19 protein-coding genes are annotated in these 18,933 nt (G+C 69.8%); 16 read left to right on the top strand and 3 right to left on the bottom strand.

The genetic code is table 11. From position 1 onward, the window contains the following. Positions 1 to 3: 3 nt before the first annotated feature. The 16 genes from JHN45_RS10585 (at position 4) to JHN45_RS10515 (ending at position 16,779) form a co-directional block, all read left to right on the top strand. Positions 4 to 876: a glycosyltransferase family 2 protein gene (locus JHN45_RS10585; protein ID WP_200710437.1), complete on the top strand. Its 873-nt coding sequence runs from the start codon at positions 4 to 6 to the stop codon at positions 874 to 876. A 149-nt stretch (positions 877 to 1,025) separates the two neighbouring features. After that, positions 1,026 to 1,955, top strand: a complete 930-nt coding sequence (locus tag JHN45_RS10580; protein ID WP_200710409.1) for an ABC transporter permease — start codon at positions 1,026 to 1,028, stop codon at positions 1,953 to 1,955. Further along, positions 1,948 to 2,754 carry an ABC transporter ATP-binding protein gene (locus JHN45_RS10575; RefSeq protein WP_200710410.1) on the top strand — a complete coding sequence of 269 codons (807 nt, stop codon included), beginning with the start codon at positions 1,948 to 1,950 and terminating at the stop codon, positions 2,752 to 2,754. Before JHN45_RS10580 ends, JHN45_RS10575 begins: the two co-directional genes overlap by 8 nt. Positions 2,755 to 3,140: 386 nt before the next feature. Further along, positions 3,141 to 4,043 carry a squalene synthase HpnC gene (gene hpnC / locus JHN45_RS10570; RefSeq protein WP_200710411.1) on the top strand — a complete coding sequence of 301 codons (903 nt, stop codon included), beginning with the start codon at positions 3,141 to 3,143 and terminating at the stop codon, positions 4,041 to 4,043. After that, a complete protein-coding gene (gene hpnD / locus JHN45_RS10565; protein WP_200710412.1) occupies positions 4,040 to 4,990 on the top strand; it encodes a presqualene diphosphate synthase HpnD in 951 nt (316 codons plus the stop codon). The genes hpnC and hpnD overlap by 4 nt, the downstream gene beginning before the upstream one ends. Then, entirely contained in the window at positions 4,990 to 5,112 is a 123-nt protein-coding gene (locus JHN45_RS54660; RefSeq protein WP_374195603.1) for a DUF6380 family protein, read from the top strand. The genes hpnD and JHN45_RS54660 overlap by 1 nt, the downstream gene beginning before the upstream one ends. Then, positions 5,109 to 6,542, top strand: a complete 1,434-nt coding sequence (gene hpnE, locus JHN45_RS10560) for a hydroxysqualene dehydroxylase HpnE (RefSeq protein ID WP_200710413.1) — start codon at positions 5,109 to 5,111, stop codon at positions 6,540 to 6,542. Before JHN45_RS54660 ends, hpnE begins: the two co-directional genes overlap by 4 nt. Further along, positions 6,542 to 7,675 carry a polyprenyl synthetase family protein gene (locus JHN45_RS10555; RefSeq protein WP_201048812.1) on the top strand — a complete coding sequence of 378 codons (1,134 nt, stop codon included), beginning with the start codon at positions 6,542 to 6,544 and terminating at the stop codon, positions 7,673 to 7,675. The genes hpnE and JHN45_RS10555 overlap by 1 nt, the downstream gene beginning before the upstream one ends. 112 nt (positions 7,676 to 7,787) lie before the next feature. After that, positions 7,788 to 9,803 carry a squalene--hopene cyclase gene (shc, locus tag JHN45_RS10550; RefSeq protein WP_201048811.1) on the top strand — a complete coding sequence of 672 codons (2,016 nt, stop codon included), beginning with the start codon at positions 7,788 to 7,790 and terminating at the stop codon, positions 9,801 to 9,803. Then, complete coding sequence (locus JHN45_RS10545) at positions 9,803 to 10,444, top strand: 1-hydroxy-2-methyl-2-butenyl 4-diphosphate reductase (RefSeq protein WP_200710416.1); 642 nt, start codon at positions 9,803 to 9,805, stop codon at positions 10,442 to 10,444. Before shc ends, JHN45_RS10545 begins: the two co-directional genes overlap by 1 nt. Before the next feature lie 5 nt (positions 10,445 to 10,449). Continuing rightward, positions 10,450 to 11,472, top strand: a complete 1,023-nt coding sequence (gene hpnH, locus JHN45_RS10540) for an adenosyl-hopene transferase HpnH (protein WP_043671446.1) — start codon at positions 10,450 to 10,452, stop codon at positions 11,470 to 11,472. A 4-nt stretch (positions 11,473 to 11,476) separates the two neighbouring features. Continuing rightward, positions 11,477 to 12,634, top strand: a complete 1,158-nt coding sequence (gene ispG / locus JHN45_RS10535) for a flavodoxin-dependent (E)-4-hydroxy-3-methylbut-2-enyl-diphosphate synthase (RefSeq protein ID WP_201048810.1) — start codon at positions 11,477 to 11,479, stop codon at positions 12,632 to 12,634. 26 nt (positions 12,635 to 12,660) lie between these two features. Continuing rightward, positions 12,661 to 14,568 carry a 1-deoxy-D-xylulose-5-phosphate synthase gene (dxs, locus tag JHN45_RS10530; RefSeq protein ID WP_201048809.1) on the top strand — a complete coding sequence of 636 codons (1,908 nt, stop codon included), beginning with the start codon at positions 12,661 to 12,663 and terminating at the stop codon, positions 14,566 to 14,568. After that, positions 14,565 to 15,950, top strand: a complete 1,386-nt coding sequence (locus JHN45_RS10525) for an aspartate aminotransferase family protein (protein ID WP_200710419.1) — start codon at positions 14,565 to 14,567, stop codon at positions 15,948 to 15,950. Before dxs ends, JHN45_RS10525 begins: the two co-directional genes overlap by 4 nt. A 74-nt stretch (positions 15,951 to 16,024) precedes the next feature. Continuing rightward, positions 16,025 to 16,657, top strand: a complete 633-nt coding sequence (locus tag JHN45_RS10520; RefSeq protein ID WP_201048808.1) for a helix-turn-helix domain-containing protein — start codon at positions 16,025 to 16,027, stop codon at positions 16,655 to 16,657. Continuing rightward, positions 16,654 to 16,779, top strand: coding sequence for a DUF6126 family protein (locus tag JHN45_RS10515; protein WP_019069690.1), 126 nt, complete (start codon positions 16,654 to 16,656; stop codon positions 16,777 to 16,779). Before JHN45_RS10520 ends, JHN45_RS10515 begins: the two co-directional genes overlap by 4 nt. A gap of 29 nt (positions 16,780 to 16,808) precedes the next feature. On the opposite strand, the gene JHN45_RS10510 is transcribed toward JHN45_RS10515, so the two are convergent. From JHN45_RS10510 to JHN45_RS10500, 3 genes are all read right to left on the bottom strand, one after another. After that, entirely contained in the window at positions 16,809 to 17,606 is a 798-nt protein-coding gene (locus tag JHN45_RS10510; RefSeq protein ID WP_201048807.1) for a tyrosine-protein phosphatase, read from the bottom strand. 123 nt (positions 17,607 to 17,729) lie between these two features. Next, positions 17,730 to 18,524, bottom strand: coding sequence for an SDR family NAD(P)-dependent oxidoreductase (locus tag JHN45_RS10505; protein WP_201048806.1), 795 nt, complete (start codon positions 18,522 to 18,524; stop codon positions 17,730 to 17,732). Positions 18,525 to 18,634: 110 nt separating this feature from the next. Further along, a complete protein-coding gene (locus tag JHN45_RS10500; RefSeq protein ID WP_200710423.1) occupies positions 18,635 to 18,931 on the bottom strand; it encodes a Dabb family protein in 297 nt (98 codons plus the stop codon). Positions 18,932 to 18,933 lie beyond the last annotated feature (2 nt).

The following is an 18,933-nucleotide window of genomic DNA, read 5'->3' as shown; positions in this document are numbered from 1 at the left end:
GGCATGAAGGTCGGCGCGGTGATCATCACCATGGGCAACCGGCCCGACGAACTCCGTGCCCTGCTCGACTCGGTCGCCAAGCAGGACGGCGACCGGGTCGAGGCGGTCGTCGTCGGCAACGGCTCGCCCGTCCCGGACGTCCCCGAGGGCGTGCGGACCGTGGAGCTGCCCGAGAACCTCGGCATCCCCGGTGGCCGCAACATCGGCCTGGACGCCTTCGGCCCCGCAGGTCGCGATGTCGACATAGTGATGTTCCTCGACGACGACGGACTGCTCGCCCAGCACGACACCGCCGAGCTGTGCCGCCAGGCCTTCGCCGCCGACCCCCGGCTCGGCATCATCAGCTTCCGCATCGCCGACCCGGACACCGGCGTCACCCAGCGCCGCCACGTCCCACGGCTGCGCGCCTCCGACCCGATGCGCTCCTCCCGGGTCACCACCTTCCTCGGCGGCGCCAACGCCGTCCGCACCAAGGTCTTCGCCGAGGTCGGCGCCCTCCCGGACGAGTTCTTCTACGCCCATGAGGAGACCGACCTCGCCTGGCGGGCCCTCGACGCCGGCTGGATGATCGACTACCGGTCCGACATGGTGCTGTACCACCCGACGACGGCGCCCTCCCGGCACGCGGTCTACCACCGCATGGTCGCCCGCAACCGGGTCTGGCTGGCCCGCCGCAACCTCCCCGCCCCCCTCGTCCCCGTCTACCTCGGGGTGTGGCTGCTGCTCACGCTCCTGCGCCGCCCCTCGCGGCCTGCCCTTCAGGCCTGGTTCGGCGGGTTCAAGGAGGGCTGGACCACTCCGTGCGGACCGCGCAGGCCCATGAAGTGGCGTACGGTGTGGCGGCTGACCCGACTGGGCCGGCCCCCCGTGATCTGACAGGCCCGACGGTGCGTGACCGCGCGCTCGGCGTGCGGACGCCCCTGAACCGTGTCCGGCGGCGGATACGTGTCGCTTCCTGTAGCACAATTCCGTAAGACGAACGCAAGACGATCGTAAGACGCATCCGAACATGAAGGCTTCCACCCTTGAGTGAGACAACGCATGACGGCGGGGTCGCGGTGAGCCCGCGCCCGTCGCCCGACGAAGGCCTCACGGCGCCGCAGCTCGCCGCCAAGTACGGGCTGACCGTGAGCGGCGCCCGCCCCGGACTCGTCGACTACGTCCGCCAGCTCTGGGGGCGACGTCACTTCATCCTGGCCTTCTCCCAGGCGAAGTTGACGGCCCAGTACAGCCAGGCGAAGCTCGGCCAGCTCTGGCAGGTGGCCACCCCGCTGCTGAACGCGGCCGTCTACTTCTTCATCTTCGGCGTCATCCTGAAGGCCAGTCGGGGCATGTCGCGAGACGTGTACATCCCGTTCCTGGTCACGGGCGTCTTCGTGTTCACCTTCACGCAGAGCTCGATCATGGCGGGCGTCCGCGCGATCTCCGGCAACCTGGGCCTGGTGCGCGCGCTGCACTTCCCGCGGGCCTCGCTGCCGATCTCCTTCGCGCTCCAGCAGCTCCAGCAGCTGCTGTTCTCGATGACCGTGCTGTTCCTCATCGTGGTCGGCTTCGGCAGCTATCCGAGCCTGTCGTGGCTGCTGATCCTCCCGGTCCTGCTGCTGCAGTTCCTCTTCAACACCGGGCTCGCGCTGATCGTGGCGCGGATGGGCGCCAAGACCCCGGACCTCGCCCAGCTGATGCCGTTCATCCTGCGTACCTGGATGTACACGTCCGGCGTCATGTTCTCCATCAGCAAGATGATGGAGGGCCGCTCCGAGGTGTTCGTCCGCCTGCTCCAGGTGAACCCGGCCGCCATCTACATGGACCTGATGCGCTTCGCGCTCATCGACGGCTACGGCTCCTCGAACCTCCCGCCGCACGTCTGGGCCATCGCCACCTTCTGGGCCGTGGTCCTGTTCACCGGCGGTTTCGTGTACTTCTGGCAGGCGGAGGAGAGGTACGGCCGTGGCTGAGCCCAGCACCGAGCAGAACCCGGTGGACCAGACCCCGGGGTCGCTGATCCCCACCGTCATCGCGGACGAACTGCACATCGTCTACCGCGTGCACGGCGCCAAGACCGGCAAGGGCAGCGCCACCTCGGCCCTCAGCCGCATAGTCAAGCGCGGCGAGGAGCGCGGGGTGCGCAAGGTGCACGCCGTCAGGGGCGTCTCCTTCGTCGCCTACCGGGGCGAGGCCGTCGGCCTGATCGGCTCCAACGGCTCCGGCAAGTCGACCCTGCTGCGCGCCATCGCCGGTCTGCTCCCGGCCGAGAGCGGCCGCGTCTACACGAACGGCCAGCCCTCGCTGCTGGGCGTCAACGCGGCCCTGATGAACGACCTCACCGGCGAGCGGAACGTCATCCTGGGCGGTCTCGCCATGGGCATGTCCCGCGAGCAGGTCAAGGAGCGCTACCAGCAGATCGTCGACTTCTCCGGGATCAACGAGAAGGGCGACTTCATCACCCTTCCCATGCGCACCTATTCCTCCGGAATGGCGGCCAGGCTGCGCTTCTCCATCGCCGCCGCCAAGGACCACGACGTCCTGATGATCGACGAGGCACTGGCCACCGGCGACCGCAAGTTCCAGGTCCGCTCCGAGGAACGCATCCGTGAACTGCGCAAGTCCGCGGGCACGGTGTTCCTGGTCAGCCACAACAACAAGTCGATCCGCGACACCTGCGACCGGGTGCTGTGGCTGGAACGCGGCGAGCTGCGGATGGACGGGCCGACCGACGAGGTCATCAAGGAGTACGAGAAGTTCACGGGCAAGTAGTCCACTCGCGTATGGGCGCAAAAGCCCGGAACGCTTCCCAGGGCCTCGCCGGAACTGCTCCGGCGGGGCCCCGCGTCTGCAAAGGAAACGTCAACTCGGCCCGGCCCAAGGAATCTTGACGCCAATCGGTGTGTTGTTGTGATGTGCAGGACACCCCGAGGAAGCTCGCTGCGTTGTACAACGTAAGCTGTACCGGTGCCGAATAGCGGCAAGTGGGGCGATAATGCGCGACACCCAAATACGGGTCACCGTGCGGACGACTGGGCGGCGTGTCCGAAATAGTGTGTATTGGGTCGGCAGTGTAGAACGGGAGATGTGACGGCAATGGCTACGGAAACTCCCCGGCTCACCGAAGCATGTGCCGTCCCCGCCCCGGGCAGTGAGCGGTGACGGGAAGCGGCACCGCCGCCACCGGTGATCCGGAGCGCGGCACACTCGACAAGGCCGCGGGCGAGAACTTCCCCGTGGCGCCTTTCTTCCTGCCCAGGGCCTGGCGCACCGACCTCATGGCGGTCTACGGATTCGCCCGCCTCGTCGACGACATCGGCGACGGCGACCTCGCCCCCGGCGGCGCCGACGCCAGGCTGCTCGGCGTGTCGCCCGAGGACGCGGAGGACCGCCTGCTCCTCCTCGACGCCTTCGAGGCCGATCTGCGCCGGGTCTTCGACGGCACCCCGCACCACCCCCTGCTGCGCCGCCTCCAGCCGACCGTCCGCCGGTGCGCGCTCACCCCGGAACCCTTCCTCGGCCTGATCGCGGCGAACCGCCAGGACCAGCTCGTCACGCGCTACGAGACCTACGACGATCTCCTTGCCTACTGTGAACTCTCCGCGAACCCGGTCGGCCGTCTCGTCCTCGGCGTCACCGGCACCGAGACCCCCGAGCGGGTCCGGCTCTCCGACGCGGTCTGCACCGCACTGCAGATCGTCGAACACCTTCAGGACGTGACCGAGGACCTCGGCCGCGACCGCATCTACCTGCCCGCCCAGGACATGAAGCGCTTTCACGTCCAGGAAGCGGATCTCGCCACGCCCTCCGCGGGCGCATCGGTGCGCGCACTGGTTGCATACGAAGCAGAACGCGCCCGCGATCTCCTGAATGAAGGCGCCCCCCTGGTGGGTAGCGTCCACGGCAGACTGAAGCTGCTGCTCGCGGGGTTCGTGGCGGGGGGACGGGCGGCGGTCAGAGCGATCGTCGCCGCCGAATACGACGTACTTCCCGGCCCGCCCAAGCCCGGCAAGATCCAGTTGCTGCGTGAGGTGGGCGTGACTCTGCGAGGAGAGGGGTGATCCGGACCGTGGAGTCTGCACCGCACATGTCCGCGCCGGTACTCGCCGCCTACAGCTACTGCGAGGCCGTCACCGGACAACAGGCGCGCAATTTCGCGTACGGCATCAGACTGTTGCCCACGCCCAAGCGCCGCGCCATGTCGGCGCTGTACGCCTTCTCGCGGCGTGTCGACGACATCGGCGACGGCACGCTGGCGACCGAGGTGAAGTCGGCGCGGCTGGAGGACACCCGGGCGCTGCTGACCCGGGTCCGCGAGGGCAAGGTCGAGGAGGACGACACCGACCCGGTCGCGGTCGCCCTGGCGCATGCCGCCGAGGCCTTCCCGATCCCGCTCGGCGGCCTGGACGAGCTGATCGACGGCGTCCTGATGGACGTCCAGGGCGAGACCTACGAGACCTGGGACGACCTGAAGGTCTACTGCCGCTGTGTCGCGGGCGCGATCGGGCGGCTCTCGCTCGGCGTGTTCGGCACGGAGGCGGGGGCGCGCGGCTCCGAACGCGCCTCGGAGTACGCCGACACGCTGGGGCTTGCGCTCCAGCTCACCAACATCCTGAGAGACGTCCGCGAGGACGCCGAGGGCGGCCGTACCTACCTGCCCGCCGACGACCTCGCGAAATTCGGCTGCTCGGCCGGGTTCAACGGGCCGACTCCGCCGGAGGGCTCCGACTTCGCGGGTCTCGTGCACTTCGAGGTGCGCCGGGCCCGCACCCTTTTCGCCGAGGGCTACCGGCTGCTCCCCATGCTCGACCGCCGCAGCGGCGCCTGTGTCGCCGCCATGGCCGGCATCTACCGCCGCCTCCTGGACCGCATCGAGCGCGAGCCGGAGGCCGTGCTGCGCGGCCGCGTCTCGCTGCCCGGCCGCGAGAAGGCCTACGTCGCCGTACGCGGCCTGTCCGGACTGGACACCCGTCACGTCACGCGCAGGACCCTCAGGAGGCGCACCTGATGGACAAAGTGGGCCAAGGTGATGTCACCGGAGAAATGCGGCACGCAACCCTCCGGTGTGAAGTCGCGTCCCTGACTGCAACGACCTGCCACGGTGGGCGCACAGGGGGGAGTGCACGATGAGCGACGGGACGCAGGGCGGCGACGGGCTGCCCTCGGATCCATCGACGGGCGGGGCCGGGCGCCATGCCGTCGTGGTCGGCGGCGGGCTGGCCGGCGTCACCACCGCGCTCGCGCTCGCCGATGCCGGAGTCCGTGTGACGTTGCTCGAAGGCCGTCCGCGCCTGGGCGGACTCGCCTTCTCCTTCCAGCGCGGCGACCTGACCGTCGACAACGGCCAGCACGTGTATCTGCGTTGTTGCACCGCCTACCGCTGGTTCCTCGACCGCATCGAGGGCTCGGCGCTGTCGCCGCTGCAGGATCGTCTCGACGTGCCCGTACTCGACGCGAACCGCCCCGAGGGACGCAGGCTCGGCAGACTGCGGCGCGATGCGCTGCCCGTGCCGCTGCATCTCGGGCGCAGCCTCGCGACCTACCCGCATCTCTCGCTCGCCGAGCGCGTCAAAGTCGGCCGTGCCGCTCTCGCGCTCAAAGCGCTCGACCTCAACGATCCGGCCCTGGACGCGCAGGACTTCGGCAGCTGGCTGGCCGCCCACGGTCAGTCGGCGCGTGCCGTCGAGGCACTGTGGGACCTGGTGGGGGTCGCCACCCTCAACGCGGTGGCCGGCGATTCCTCGCTGGCGCTGGCCGCGATGGTGTTCAAGACCGGTCTGCTCTCCGACCCGGGCGCGGCCGACATCGGCTGGGCCCATGTGCCGCTGGGCGAACTGCACGACCGGCTGGCCCGCAAGGCGCTCGACTCCGCGGGCGTGCGCACCGAAGTCCGTACACGCGTCACCTCCGTCTCCACTGAGGAGAACGGGCGTTGGACCGTCCAGGTTCCCGGCGAGAGCATCGAGGCCGACGCCGTCGTCCTCGCCGTACCCCAGCGCGAGGCCCACGATCTGCTGCCCGACGGGGCCCTCGACGCCCCTGAGCGGCTGCTCGCCATCGACACCGCGCCGATCCTCAACGTCCACGTCGTCTACGACCGCAAGGTGCTCGCCCGGCCCTTCTTCGCCGCGCTGGGCAGCCCCGTGCAGTGGGTGTTCGACCGGACCGACGCGTCCGGGCTGAAGGACGGCCAGTACCTGGCGCTGTCCCAGTCCGCCGCGCACGACGAGATCGACGAGACCGTCGCCGAACTGCGCGAGCGCTATCTCCCCGAACTGGAACGGCTGCTGCCCGGTGCGCGCGGCGCCGAGGTGAGGGACTTCTTCGTGACCAGGGAGCGCACGGCGACGTTCGCTCCCGCCCCCGGCGTCGGACGGCTGCGGCCCGGCGCCCGCACCAAGGCCCCCGGCCTGTACCTGGCCGGAGCGTGGACCGCCACAGGGTGGCCCGCGACCATGGAAAGTGCGGTCCGCAGTGGGGTGAGCGCCGCGGATGCCGCGCTCGCTGCCCTGGGCCGGCCCCGCCCCCATCGGCTCTTCGAGTTCGAGGAGGCGGCGTGATGCTCGACGAGCACGCGGCAGGCCCCCGCACCCCCGGTACCGCGACAAGAGGAGAGACTGTGCCCACTGTGCCCCCGGCCGAGACGGCCGCTGCGAGGACCGCGGTGGACGTGTCCGCGCTCCTGGAGCGCGGCCGGACCCTTGCCACACCGGTGCTGCGCGCAGCCGTTGACCGTCTGGCACCGCCCATGGACACCGTCTCCGCCTACCACTTCGGCTGGATCGACGCCGAGGGCAACCCGGCCGCCGGCGACGGCGGCAAGGCCGTGCGCCCCGCGCTCGCCGTGCTCTCCGCCGAGGTCACCGGTGCCGCGCCCGAGGTCGGCATCCCGGGTGCCGTCGCCGTCGAGCTGGTCCACAACTTCTCGCTGCTGCACGACGACCTGATGGACGGCGACGAACAGCGCCGGCACCGCGACACCGTGTGGAAGGTGCACGGCCCCGCGCAGGCCATCCTGGTCGGCGACGCCCTGTTCGCGCTCGCCAACGAGGTCCTGCTGGAGCTCGGCACCGTCGAGGCCGGCCGCGCCACCCGCCGCCTCACCACCGCGACCCGCGCCCTCATCGACGGCCAGGCGCAGGACATCTCCTACGAGCACCGCGACCGCGTCAGCGTCGAGGAGTGCCTGGAGATGGAGGGCAACAAGACCGGCGCCCTGCTCGCCTGCGCCTCCTCCATCGGGGCCGTGCTCGGCGGTGCGGACGACCGCACCGCGGACGTCCTGGAGAAGTACGGCCACCACCTCGGCCTGGCCTTCCAGGCCGTCGACGACCTCCTCGGCATCTGGGGCGACCCGGAGGCCACCGGGAAGCAGACCTGGAGCGATCTGCGCCAGCGCAAGAAGTCCCTGCCCGTGGTGGCGGCGCTCGCGGCGGGCGGACCCGCCTCCGAGCGGCTCGGCGAGATCCTCGCCGCCGACGCCAAGAGCAGCGACTTCGAGAACTTCTCCGAGGAGGAGTTCGCCGCCCGCGCCGCGCTCATCGAGGAGGCCGGCGGCCGCGAGTGGACCGCCGAAGAGGCACGCCGTCAGCACACCATCGCCATCGAGGTCCTGGACGCCATCGCCATGCCCGACCGGGTTCGGGCGCAGTTCACGGCGCTCGCCGACTTCGTCGTCGTACGAAAGAGATGATCACTATCGGTCGAATAGCCCTCGCGTAGTCGCCGGCCGGTGCTGCGGAGATACGAGTACCGGCCGACGGCGGACCCACAGCAGAGACATGCCACTGCACGAAGGGGAAGCCATGACAGCGACGACCGACGGAAGCACCGGGGCCATCCAGCCCCGTGTTGCCGCGGCCAGCGAAACCGACATCAACACCCCCGCGGCGGCCGGGGTGCACGACGCCGCCGCACTCGCCGTGCAACGCGCCACCGACTTCCTGCTCTCGCAGCAGGACCCCCAGGGTTGGTGGAAGGGCGACCTCGACACGAACGTCACGATGGACGCCGAGGATCTGTTGCTCCGTCAGTTCCTGGGCATCCGCGACGAGTCGACGACCCGGGCCGCCGCACTCTTCATCCGCGGCGAGCAGCGCGAGGACGGCACCTGGGCCAGCTTCTACGGCGGACCCGGCGAACTCTCCACCACCATCGAGGCGTACGTCGCCCTCCGGCTCGCCGGTGACGCGCCGGACGCCCCGCACATGGCGAAGGCCTCCGCGTGGGTCCGCGAGCGCGGCGGCATCGCCTCGGCCCGCGTCTTCACCCGCATCTGGCTCGCGCTGTTCGGCTGGTGGAAGTGGGACGACCTGCCCGAACTCCCGCCGGAACTCATCTACTTCCCCACCTGGGTACCCCTCAACATCTACGACTTCGGGTGCTGGGCCCGGCAGACCATCGTGCCGCTGACGGTGGTCTCCGCGAAGCGGCCGGTACGGCCCGCGCCCTTCCCCCTCGACGAACTCCACACCGACGCGAACGACCCGAACCCGGTCAAGCCCCTCGCCAAGGTGGCGAGTTGGGACGGCGCCTTCCAACGCCTCGACAAGGCACTGCACCTCTACCGCAAGGTCGCCCCGCGCAAGCTGCGCAAGTCCGCGATGAACACGGCGGCGCGCTGGATCATCGAGCGGCAGGAGAACGACGGCTGCTGGGGCGGCATCCAGCCGCCGGCCGTGTACTCGGTGATCGCCCTGCACCTGCTGGGCTACGACCTCGAACACCCCGTGATGCGCGCGGGACTTGAGTCGCTGGACCGGTTCGCGATCTGGCGCGAGGACGGGGCCCGGATGATCGAGGCATGCCAGTCCCCGGTGTGGGACACCTGCCTCGCGACCATCGCGCTCGCCGACGCGGGCGTGCCCGCCGACCACCCCCAACTGGTCAAGGCCGCCGACTGGATGCTCGGGGAGGAGATCGTCCGCCCCGGCGACTGGGCGGTCAAACGGCCCCAACTGCCGCCCGGCGGCTGGGCGTTCGAGTTCCACAACGACAACTACCCCGACATCGACGACACCGCCGAGGTCGTGCTCGCGCTGCGCCGGGTCAGACATCACGACCCGGAACGCCTCGACCGGGCCGTCGGACGCGGAGTCCGCTGGAACCTCGGAATGCAGTCCAAGAACGGCGGTTGGGGCGCCTTCGACGTCGACAACACCAGCCCCTTCCCCAACCGGCTCCCGTTCTGCGACTTCGGCGAGGTCATCGACCCGCCGTCGGCGGACGTCACCGCGCACGTCGTCGAGATGCTCGCCGTCGAGGGCCTCGCCCACGACCCGCGCACCCGGCGCGGCATCGAGTGGCTCCTCGCCGAACAGGAGCCGGACGGCTCGTGGTTCGGGCGCTGGGGCGTCAACTACGTCTACGGCACAGGGTCCGTGGTGCCCGCCCTCGCCGCGGCCGGGATCCCCGGCTCGCATCCGGCGATCCGGCGCGCGGTGACCTGGCTGGAGACCGTGCAGAACGACGACGGCGGCTGGGGCGAGGATCTGCGTTCCTACAAGTACGCCAAGGAGTGGAGCGGCCGGGGCGCCTCGACCGCCTCGCAGACGGCCTGGGCGCTGATGGCCCTGCTGGCGGCCGGGGAGCACGACTCCAAGGCCGTCGAGCGCGGCATCGAATGGCTCGCGGCCACCCAGCGGGAGGACGGCTCCTGGGACGAGCCCTACTTCACGGGGACCGGCTTCCCGTGGGACTTCTCCATCAACTACCACCTCTACCGGCAGGTCTTCCCGCTCACCGCGCTCGGGCGCTACGTCCACGGAGAACCGTTCACCCGGACCGTCTCCCCGGCCGTCTCCCCGACCAAGGGGGGCTGATGAGCACCCGGCCCGCCGCTCCGCCACTGTTGATCGCCTGCGCGCTCGGCATCGAGCACCTCGCCCTGCGCACCGGCGACCGCTCCGGCGCCGGCGGGCAGGTCACCGTCCTGCGGACGGGCATGGGGCCCGCGGCGGCCGAAACGGCCGTCACCCGGCGCCTCACCGACCCGGCGCTGTCCGAGGCCGCCGTACTGGCCACGGGCTTCTGCGCCGGACTAGCCCCCGGCATGCACCCCGGCGACCTGGTGGTCGCCGAGGAGACCCGGGACCCGCGCGGAACCGTTCCGTGCGTCGCCACCGAACTGCTCGTCAAGGAACTGGTGCGGGCCCTCCCCGGACGCACCGTCCACACCGGCCCCCTGACCGGCTCCGATCATGTCGTCCGCGGTCAGGAACGGTCGGATCTGCTCGCGACCGGCGCAATCGCGGTCGACATGGAGTCGGCGGCCACGCTGCTGAGCGCCGTGCGCACGGGCGCGCGCCCGGTTGCGGCCGTACGGGTGGTCGTGGACGCTCCTGAACATGAACTCGTCCGGATCGGCACGGTGCGCGGTGGAATATCGGCTTTCCGCGTTCTTCGTTCCGTTCTTCCCGCTTTTTTCGAATGGCACCGTTCTTTGCTGCTCCCTCGGAGGTGAGCCAGATGGCCATGCCGCTGCGCCAGACAATCAAGGTCGCTACATACTTGGCTGAACAAAAGCTCCGCAAGCGGGACAAGTTCCCCCTGATCGTGGAGCTGGAACCTCTCTTCGCGTGCAATCTGAAGTGCGAGGGCTGCGGCAAGATCCAGCACCCGGCGGGTGTGCTCAAGCAGCGCATGCCGGTCGCCCAGGCCGTCGGGGCGGTGCTCGAGTCCGGTGCGCCGATGGTGTCCATCGCGGGCGGCGAGCCCCTGATGCACCCTCAGATCGACGAGATCGTGCGGCAGTTGGTGGCGAAGAAGAAGTACGTCTTCCTCTGCACCAACGCCATGCTGCTGCGCAAGAAGCTCGACAAGTTCACGCCCTCCCCGTACTTCGCCTTCGCGGTGCACATCGACGGGCTGCGCGAGCGGCACGACGAGTCCGTCGCGAAGGAGGGTGTGTTCGACGAGGCCGTGGAGGCGATGAAGGAGGCCAAGAAGCGCGGCTTCCGGGTCACCACCAACTCGACCTTCTTCAACACGGACACCCCGCAGACCATCATCGAGGTCCTGAACTTCCTCAACGACGACATCAAGGTCGACGAGATGATGATCTCGCCCGCCTACGCCTACGAGAAGGCGCCCGACCAGGAGCACTTCCTGGGTGTCGCGCAGACCCACGAGCTGTTCAAGAAGGCCTTCGCGGGCGGCAACCGCCGCAAGTGGCGGCTCAACCACTCCCCGCTCTTCCTGGACTTCCTGGAGGGCAAGGTCGACTTCCCGTGCACGGCCTGGGCGATCCCGAACTACTCGCTCTTCGGCTGGCAGCGCCCCTGCTACCTGATGAGCGACGGGTACGTGCCCACGTACCGGGAGCTGATCGAGGAGACCGATTGGGACAAGTACGGCCGCGGCAAGGACCCGCGCTGCGCCAACTGCATGGCGCACTGCGGCTACGAGCCCACCGCCGTCCTCGCCACCATGGGCTCCCTCAAGGAGTCGCTGCGGGCCATGCGCGAGACCGTCGCCGGAAACCGCGACTGACGTCATGACCGCAGTGTCCCTGGGCGTCCCCGAGATGCCGGTCCGGCCGATCGCCGCGCGACGTGTGTCGCGGCAGATCCAGGTCGGGCCGGTGGCGGTCGGGGGCGGGGCCCCCGTGTCGGTCCAGTCGATGACCACGACCCGTACGTCGGACATCGGCGCCACCCTCCAGCAGATCGCCGAACTCACCGCGTCCGGCTGCCAGATCGTCCGCGTCGCCTGCCCCACGCAGGACGACGCGGACGCGCTGGCCACCATCGCGCGCAAGTCGCAGATCCCGGTGATCGCGGACATCCACTTCCAGCCCAAGTACGTCTTCGCCGCAATCGAGGCCGGGTGCGCGGCAGTTCGCGTGAACCCCGGCAACATCAAGCAGTTCGACGACAAGGTCAAGGAGATCGCGCGGGCCGCCAAGGACCACGGCACGCCGATCCGCATCGGGGTCAACGCCGGTTCCCTGGACCGGCGGTTGCTCCAGAAGTACGGCAAGGCGACGCCCGAGGCGCTCGTCGAGTCGGCCCTGTGGGAGGCCTCGCTCTTCGAGGAGCACGGCTTCAGTGACATCAAGATCTCCGTGAAGCACAACGACCCGGTGGTGATGGTCAACGCCTACCGGCTGCTGGCCGCGCAGAGCGACTACCCGTTGCACCTCGGGGTCACCGAGGCCGGGCCCGCCTTCCAGGGCACGATCAAGTCGGCGGTCGCCTTCGGGGCGCTGCTCAGCGAGGGCATCGGCGACACGATCCGGGTGTCGCTGTCCGCCCCGCCGGTGGAGGAGGTCAAGGTCGGCCTCCAGATCCTGGAGTCGCTGAACCTCAAGCCCCGCCGTCTCGAGATCGTGTCGTGCCCGTCCTGCGGGCGCGCCCAGGTGGACGTCTACAAGCTCGCCGACGAGGTCACGGCGGGTCTGGAAGGCATGGAGGTGCCGTTGCGCGTCGCGGTCATGGGCTGCGTCGTCAACGGACCCGGTGAGGCGCGGGAGGCGGACCTCGGCGTCGCCTCCGGCAACGGCAAGGGCCAGATCTTCGTCAAGGGCGAGGTCGTCAAGACCGTCCCCGAGTCGAAGATCGTGGAGACCCTCATCGAGGAGGCGATGAAGATCGCCGAGCAGATGGAGCAGGACGGCGTCGCGGCGGGGGAGCCGGCCGTCACCGTGAGCTGAACAGCACGGACCGAAGGGGGCCCGACGTGACGATTCTGGAGAGCATCCGTCAACCACGCGACCTGAAAGGGCTGTCCGAGGCGGAACTCGGCGAACTGTCCGAAGAGATAAGGGAGTTCCTGGTGCACGCGGTGGCCAGGACCGGCGGCCACCTCGGGCCCAACCTGGGCGTGGTGGAACTGACCATCGCGCTCCACCGGGTCTTCGAGTCACCGGTCGACCGCATCGTCTGGGACACCGGCCACCAGAGCTATGTGCACAAGCTCCTGACGGGCCGTCAGGACTTCTCCAAGCTGCGCGGCAAGGGCGGCCTGTCCGGCTACCCCTCGCGCGAGGAGTCCGAGCACGACATCGTCGAGAACAGCCACGCCTCCACCGCGCTCGGCTGGGCCGACGGACTCGCCAAGGCCCGCCAGGTGCAAGGGAAGAAGGGCCATGTCGTCGCGGTCATCGGCGACGGCGCCCTCACCGGCGGCATGGCCTGGGAGGCGCTGAACAACATCGCCGCCGCCAAGGACCGCCCGCTGATCATCGTCGTCAACGACAACGAGCGCTCCTACTCGCCCACGATCGGCGGCCTCGCCAACCACCTGGCGACCCTGCGCACGACCGACAGCTACGAGAAGGTTCTCGCCTGGGGCAAGGACGTCCTGCTGCGCACCCCGGTCGTCGGCAACACCGTCTACGAGTCGCTGCACGGCGCGAAGAAGGGCTTCAAGGACGCGTTCAACCCGCAGGGCATGTTCGAGGATCTGGGCCTCAAGTACGTCGGCCCGATCGACGGACACGACATCGGCGCCGTCGAGTCCGCGCTGCGCCGCGCGAAACGCTTCCACGGCCCGGTCCTGGTCCACTGCCTCACGGAGAAGGGGCGCGGCTACGAACCCGCCCTCGCCCACGAGGAGGACCACTTCCACACCGTCGGCGTGATGGACCCGCTCACCTGCGAGCCCCTCGTGCCCTCCAACGGCCCTTCCTGGACCAGTGTGTTCGGCGACGAGATCCTGCGCATCGGGGAGGAACGGGACGACGTCGTGGCCATCACGGCGGCCATGCTGCACCCGGTCGGCCTCGGCAAGTTCGCCGCGAGGTTCCCCGACCGGGTGTGGGATGTCGGCATCGCCGAGCAGCACGCGGCCGTGTCGGCGGCCGGGCTCGCGACCGGTGGACTGCATCCCGTCGTCGCCGTCTACGCCACCTTCCTCAACCGCGCCTTCGACCAACTCCTGATGGACGTGGCGCTGCACCGCTGCGGGGTGACGTTCGTCCTGGACCGCGCCGGGGTCACGGGAGTTGACGGAGCGTCACACAACGGCATGTGGGACATGTCCATCCTCCAAGTCGTGCCCGGCCTGCGGATCGCCGCTCCCCGTGACGCCGACCAACTCCGCGCCCAGCTGCGGGAAGCCGTCGCCGTGGACGACGCGCCGACCCTCGTCCGCTTCCCGAAGGAGTCGGTCGGACCGGAGATCTCCGCGATCGACCGCGTGGGCGGCCTCGACGTCCTGCACCGGGGCGCGGAGACACCCGAGGTGCTGCTCGTCGCCGTAGGAGTCATGGCGCCCGTCTGCCTCCAGGCCGCCGAACTCCTCGAAGCCCGGGGCATCAACTGCACGGTCGTGGACCCCCGTTGGGTCAAACCCGTCGACCCGGCGCTGCCCGGCCTCGCCGCCGAACACCGCCTCGTAGCCGTCGTGGAGGACAACAGCCGTGCCTCCGGGGTCGGCGCCGCCGTGGCGCTGGCCCTGGGAGACGCCGAAGTCGACGTCCCCGTACGGCGGTTCGGCATCCCGGAGCAGTTCCTCGCGCACGCCAAACGTGGCGAGGTGCTCGCCGACATCGGCCTCACACCCGTCGAGGTCGCCGGACGGATCAGCGCAAGCCTGGCGGTCAAGGACGCGACCGGCCACGCAGCCAAGGAGAAACCCGAATGACCAAGGAGTTCGACCTCACCGCGCTCTTGGCCGAGCGCGGAGCCGAGCGCTACGAGCTGCACAGCAAGTACCTCAACCACCAGCTCCCGCGCATGTTGCACACCATCGGCTTCGACAAGGTCTACGAGCGGGGCGAGGGCGCCTACTTCTGGGACGCGGACGGCAACGACTACCTGGACATGCTCGCCGGGTTCGGGGTGATGGGCCTCGGCCGCCACCACCCCGTCGTCCGCAAGGCGCTGCACGACGTCCTTGACGCCCAGCTCGCCGACCTCACCCGCTTCGACTGCCAGCCGCTGCCCGGCCTGCTCGCCGAGAAGCTCCTCACCCACAGCCCGCACCTGGACCGGGTCTTCTTCGGCAACAGCGGTACCGAGGCGGTCGAGACCGCGCTCAAGTTCGCCCGGTACGCCACCGGGAAGCCGCGCGTCCTGTACTGCGACCACGCCTTTCACGGTCTGACCACCGGCTCGCTCTCGGTCAACGGCGAGGACGGCTTCCGGGACGGCTTCGCCCCGCTGCTGCCCGACACCGCCGTACCGCTCGGTGATCTCGACGCCCTGGCACGGGAGTTGAAGAAGGGCGACGTCGCCGCCCTCGTCGTCGAACCGATCCAGGGCAAGGGCGTCCACGAGGCACCGCCCGGCTATCTGCGCTCGGCGCAGGAACTCCTGCGCCGGCACAAGGCGTTGCTCATCGCCGACGAGGTGCAGACCGGGCTCGGCCGCACCGGCGACTTCTACGCCTACCAACACGAGGACGGCGTGGAACCGGACTTGGTGTGCGTGGCCAAGGCGCTGTCCGGCGGCTATGTGCCGGTCGGCGCCACCCTCGGCAAGGACTGGATCTTCAAGAAGGTCTACTCGTCCATGGACCGCGTCCTGGTCCACTCGGCGAGCTTCGGGTCCAACGCCCAGGCCATGGCGGCCGGACTCGCGGTGCTGTCCGTCATGGAGAACGAGCAGATCGTCGCCAACGCCCGTGCCACCGGGGACCAGTTGAGGACCCGGCTCGCGGCGCTCGTCGACAAGTACGAGCTGCTCGCCGACGTACGCGGCCGGGGCCTGATGATCGGCATCGAGTTCGGGAAGCCCAAGTCGCTGAAGCTGCGCAGCCGTTGGACCATGCTGCAGGCCGCGCGCAAGGGCCTGTTCGCGCAGATGGTGGTCGTACCGCTGCTCCAGCGGCACCGCATCCTCACCCAGGTCTCCGGCGACCACCTGGAGGTCATCAAGCTGATCCCGCCGCTGATCGTCGGGGAGCGCGAGGTGGACCGGTTCGTCGAGGCCTTCACGGCCGTGATGGACGACGCGCACAGCGGCGGCGGGCTGATGTGGGACTTCAGCCGGACGCTCGTGAAGCAGGCGGTCGCCAACCGCTGAGCTGCGAGAACCGAGATTTTTGCCTCTGTGACAAGAAATTTGCCGCAGGGGCAAAAGTCCGGCTGAATGGAGGCATGAGCTCCTCCGAGACCGAGCCGGAACCCCCGGCCGGACCGGCCGACGACCTGCCGGCCACCGTCGCACCCCAGCTCCGCGCCCTGCGCCGCCGCGCCTCCCTCACCCTGGAGACCGCCGCCCGCTCGGCCGGACTCTCGCCCGCCCATCTCTCCCGCCTGGAGACCGGGCAGCGCCAGCCCTCGCTGCCGATGCTGCTCGCGCTCGCCCGCATCTACGGTACGACAGTCTCGGATCTGCTCGGCGAGACGGTCACCGACCGGGAAGCCGTCGTACGCGCCGCCGACATGGAACCGACCCGGGCGGGCGGCTGGACGTACTGGCAGGCCGGCGCCCCCGGCCGCGGGATGCAGTCGCTGCGCGTCCGCATCCCGCACGGCTCCCAGGGCGACATCGTGCGCGTGCACCCCGGCGAGGAATGGCTGTACGTCCTCACCGGGCGGCTGCGGCTGCGCCTCGGCGACACCGCGCACATCCTCGCGCCCGGCGACAGCGCGCACTTCGACTCGCTCACCCCGCACCGCCTCGCCGCCGCCGACGAGGACGGCGTCGAGGTGCTCTTCGTCCACACCCTGCTGCAGAGTCCCACGGCCACCCTGTGCCTGGGCCCGATCACCGGAGACACACCATGAGCGGCAACAACATCGAGGACAGGTTCCCCCGTGCCCTGTGGGTACGGCTGCTCATCTACATCGCCGTCGGCCACCTCTTCGCGGCCTTCATCTATCTGTTGTTCTCCGTGGGCGCCAAGTAGCGTACTGCGGGCGCGAGTTCAGAGAGTGGTCAGTCGAGCAGGCGCTCGCGCAGCCGCTCCCGGATCTCCGGGGTGATGCCGAGCCCCTGTTCCAGGTAGGCGTCCACGCTGCCCCAGGTCTCCTCGACGGTGTCGAAGGCCGCCGTCAGATACGCGGCGCGGGCGTCGAAGAGGGGGCTGAGGAGTTCCATCACCTCGGGGGAGTAGCCGGCGACGGAGGAGTTGCTGCGGCGGACCTGGTAGCGGCGGTGCTTCGCGTTCGACTCCAGGTAGTCGGCGACGATCGCCTCGCGCTCCACGCCGACGGCGAGCAGCGTCACGGCTATCGACAGGCCCGCGCGGTCCTTGCCCGCCGCGCAGTGCATCAGCGCGGGAACGCTGTCCTCGGCGAGTGAGTGGAGCACCTGGGAGTGCTCGGCGGTCCGCTCCTTGATGATCGTGCGGTACGAGGCGATCATGCGGTTGGCGCCCTTGTCGCCGCCGAGGATCTCGCGCAGTTGCTCTATCTCGCCGTCGCGGACCATCTTCCAGAACTCGGAGCCGTCCGCCGGGTCGCTCAGCGGCAGGTTCACGTTGCGCACGCCGGGCAGCTCGACGTCGGGGCCCTCCAGCTTCTGGTCCGACGCGTTGCGGAAGTCGAAGATCGTGTGCAGGCCCAATGAGTCGAGGAACGCGGCGTCCTCCTCGGTCGCGTGCGCGAGATGGCCGCTGCGGAACAGCACGCCGTACCGCACCCGCCGTCCGTCCACCGTCGGGAGCCCGCCGACGTCCCGGAAATTGCGCACTCCGGACAACTCCGGCTCGGTCGACGGAATCTGCTGCGTCACGAGGGCTCCTCCCACTCGGCCCGACGGCGCGGCTCACCGGCGGGCACCCTGTCGACGATACGACATGCGTACCGCGTCCCGGGATGCCCCAGAGGCGCTGACCTGGCTCTCTTCCGAGAGGTGTCAGGGCAGGATCGAGTCGACGTAACCCCCGTCGACCCGCAGCGCACCGCCCGTCGTCGCCGAGGCCTGGTCGGAGCTGAGGTAGACGACCATGTTGGCGATCTCCTCGGGCTCGATCAGCCGTTGCAGCAGGGACTGCGGCCGGTGCCTGCGCATGAACTCGCGCTGCGCCTCGTCCCACGGCAGCTCGCGGTCGACGAGTTCGTAGACGAAGTCCTCGACGCCGCCCGTGTGCGTGGGGCCCGCGATCACCGAGTTGACCGTCACGCCCGTGCCCGCCGCCTGCTTCGCGAAGCCGCGGCTCACGGCGAGGAGCGCGGTCTTGGACATGCCGTAGTGGATCATCTCGGCCGGGATGACGATCGCCGAGTCGCTGGCGATGTTCAGGATCCGGCCCCGGCCGCGTCCCGTCATGCCGGGCAGGTACATACGGATCAGCCGTACGGCGGCCAGCACGTTCACCTCGAAATAGCGGCGCCACTCCTCGTCGCTGATCTCCAGCGGGTCGGCGGCGCCGAACACACCGAGGTTGTTGACGAGGACGTCCACCTCCGGCAGCGCCTCCAGGACGCGGGCGGCGCCCTCCTCGGTCGTCACGTCGGCGGTCACGGGCACGAAGGCGCCGCTCGGCACCTCGGACGCCAGCCGTGCCACGCCCTCCGCGACTCGCTGTTCGTTGCGGCCGTTCACCCCCACCCGGGCGCCCGAGGGCGCGAGTCCGGCCGCGATCGCCGCGCCGATGCCCTGCGTCGAACCCGTCACCAGCGCGGTGCGTCCCGTCAGATCGATCTGCATGTGGAACCAGTCCCTCGGTGCGTCCGTCTGTCCGTCCTGCGTGCCGGTACGTCTGCCGTCAGCCTGGCGGCAGCACGACCGGCCCGCCACTTCGGCTGCTGCCCGCCCCGCTAGACGTGCATGTCGACGACCACCCAGGTCGCGTGGTCCATCCAGTGGGCGATGGCGGCCAGGTGCGCGGGGTGGTTGAAGTACCGCTGGAAGGCGGCGGTGTCGTCGAAGAGGCTGTTCAGGGCGAAGTCGTAGGAGACGGGCGTCTCGTCGAACGCGTGCCATCCCACTTCCCACTGCCGGATCTCGGGGATCTCGCGCTCCAGGTTCCGTACGAGCTCGAATCCCTCCACAACCTCCGGGGACTCGCGGGTGAGACCGTCGTTCAGCTTGAAGAAGACGAGGTTCCGGATCATTT

Origin of the sequence: Streptomyces sp. MBT53 (assembly GCF_016654115.1) — a bacterium.
Classification (GTDB): Bacteria; Actinomycetota; Actinomycetes; order Streptomycetales; family Streptomycetaceae; genus Streptomyces.
Note: the sequence above shows the minus strand (reverse complement) of the source record. Positions and strands in the feature narration are given on the sequence as shown.

Excerpts from the sequence above, each read along its gene's own strand:
- JHN45_RS10585 (WP_200710437.1), top strand. The coding sequence starts at position 4 with ATGAAGGTCGGCGCGGTGATCATCACCATGGGCAACCGGCCCGACGAA.
- JHN45_RS54660 (WP_374195603.1), top strand. The coding sequence starts at position 4,990 with ATGGACAAAGTGGGCCAAGGTGATGTCACCGGAGAAATGCGGCACGCA.
- hpnE (WP_200710413.1), top strand. The coding sequence starts at position 5,109 with ATGAGCGACGGGACGCAGGGCGGCGACGGGCTGCCCTCGGATCCATCG.
- JHN45_RS10555 (WP_201048812.1), top strand. The coding sequence starts at position 6,542 with ATGCTCGACGAGCACGCGGCAGGCCCCCGCACCCCCGGTACCGCGACA.
- shc (WP_201048811.1), top strand. The coding sequence starts at position 7,788 with ATGACAGCGACGACCGACGGAAGCACCGGGGCCATCCAGCCCCGTGTT.
- JHN45_RS10545 (WP_200710416.1), top strand. The coding sequence starts at position 9,803 with ATGAGCACCCGGCCCGCCGCTCCGCCACTGTTGATCGCCTGCGCGCTC.
- hpnH (WP_043671446.1), top strand. The coding sequence starts at position 10,450 with ATGGCCATGCCGCTGCGCCAGACAATCAAGGTCGCTACATACTTGGCT.
- ispG (WP_201048810.1), top strand. The coding sequence starts at position 11,477 with ATGACCGCAGTGTCCCTGGGCGTCCCCGAGATGCCGGTCCGGCCGATC.
- JHN45_RS10525 (WP_200710419.1), top strand. The coding sequence starts at position 14,565 with ATGACCAAGGAGTTCGACCTCACCGCGCTCTTGGCCGAGCGCGGAGCC.
- JHN45_RS10520 (WP_201048808.1), top strand. The coding sequence starts at position 16,025 with ATGAGCTCCTCCGAGACCGAGCCGGAACCCCCGGCCGGACCGGCCGAC.
- JHN45_RS10515 (WP_019069690.1), top strand. The coding sequence starts at position 16,654 with ATGAGCGGCAACAACATCGAGGACAGGTTCCCCCGTGCCCTGTGGGTA.
- JHN45_RS10505 (WP_201048806.1), bottom strand. The coding sequence starts at position 18,524 with ATGCAGATCGATCTGACGGGACGCACCGCGCTGGTGACGGGTTCGACG.
- JHN45_RS10500 (WP_200710423.1), bottom strand. The coding sequence starts at position 18,931 with ATGATCCGGAACCTCGTCTTCTTCAAGCTGAACGACGGTCTCACCCGC.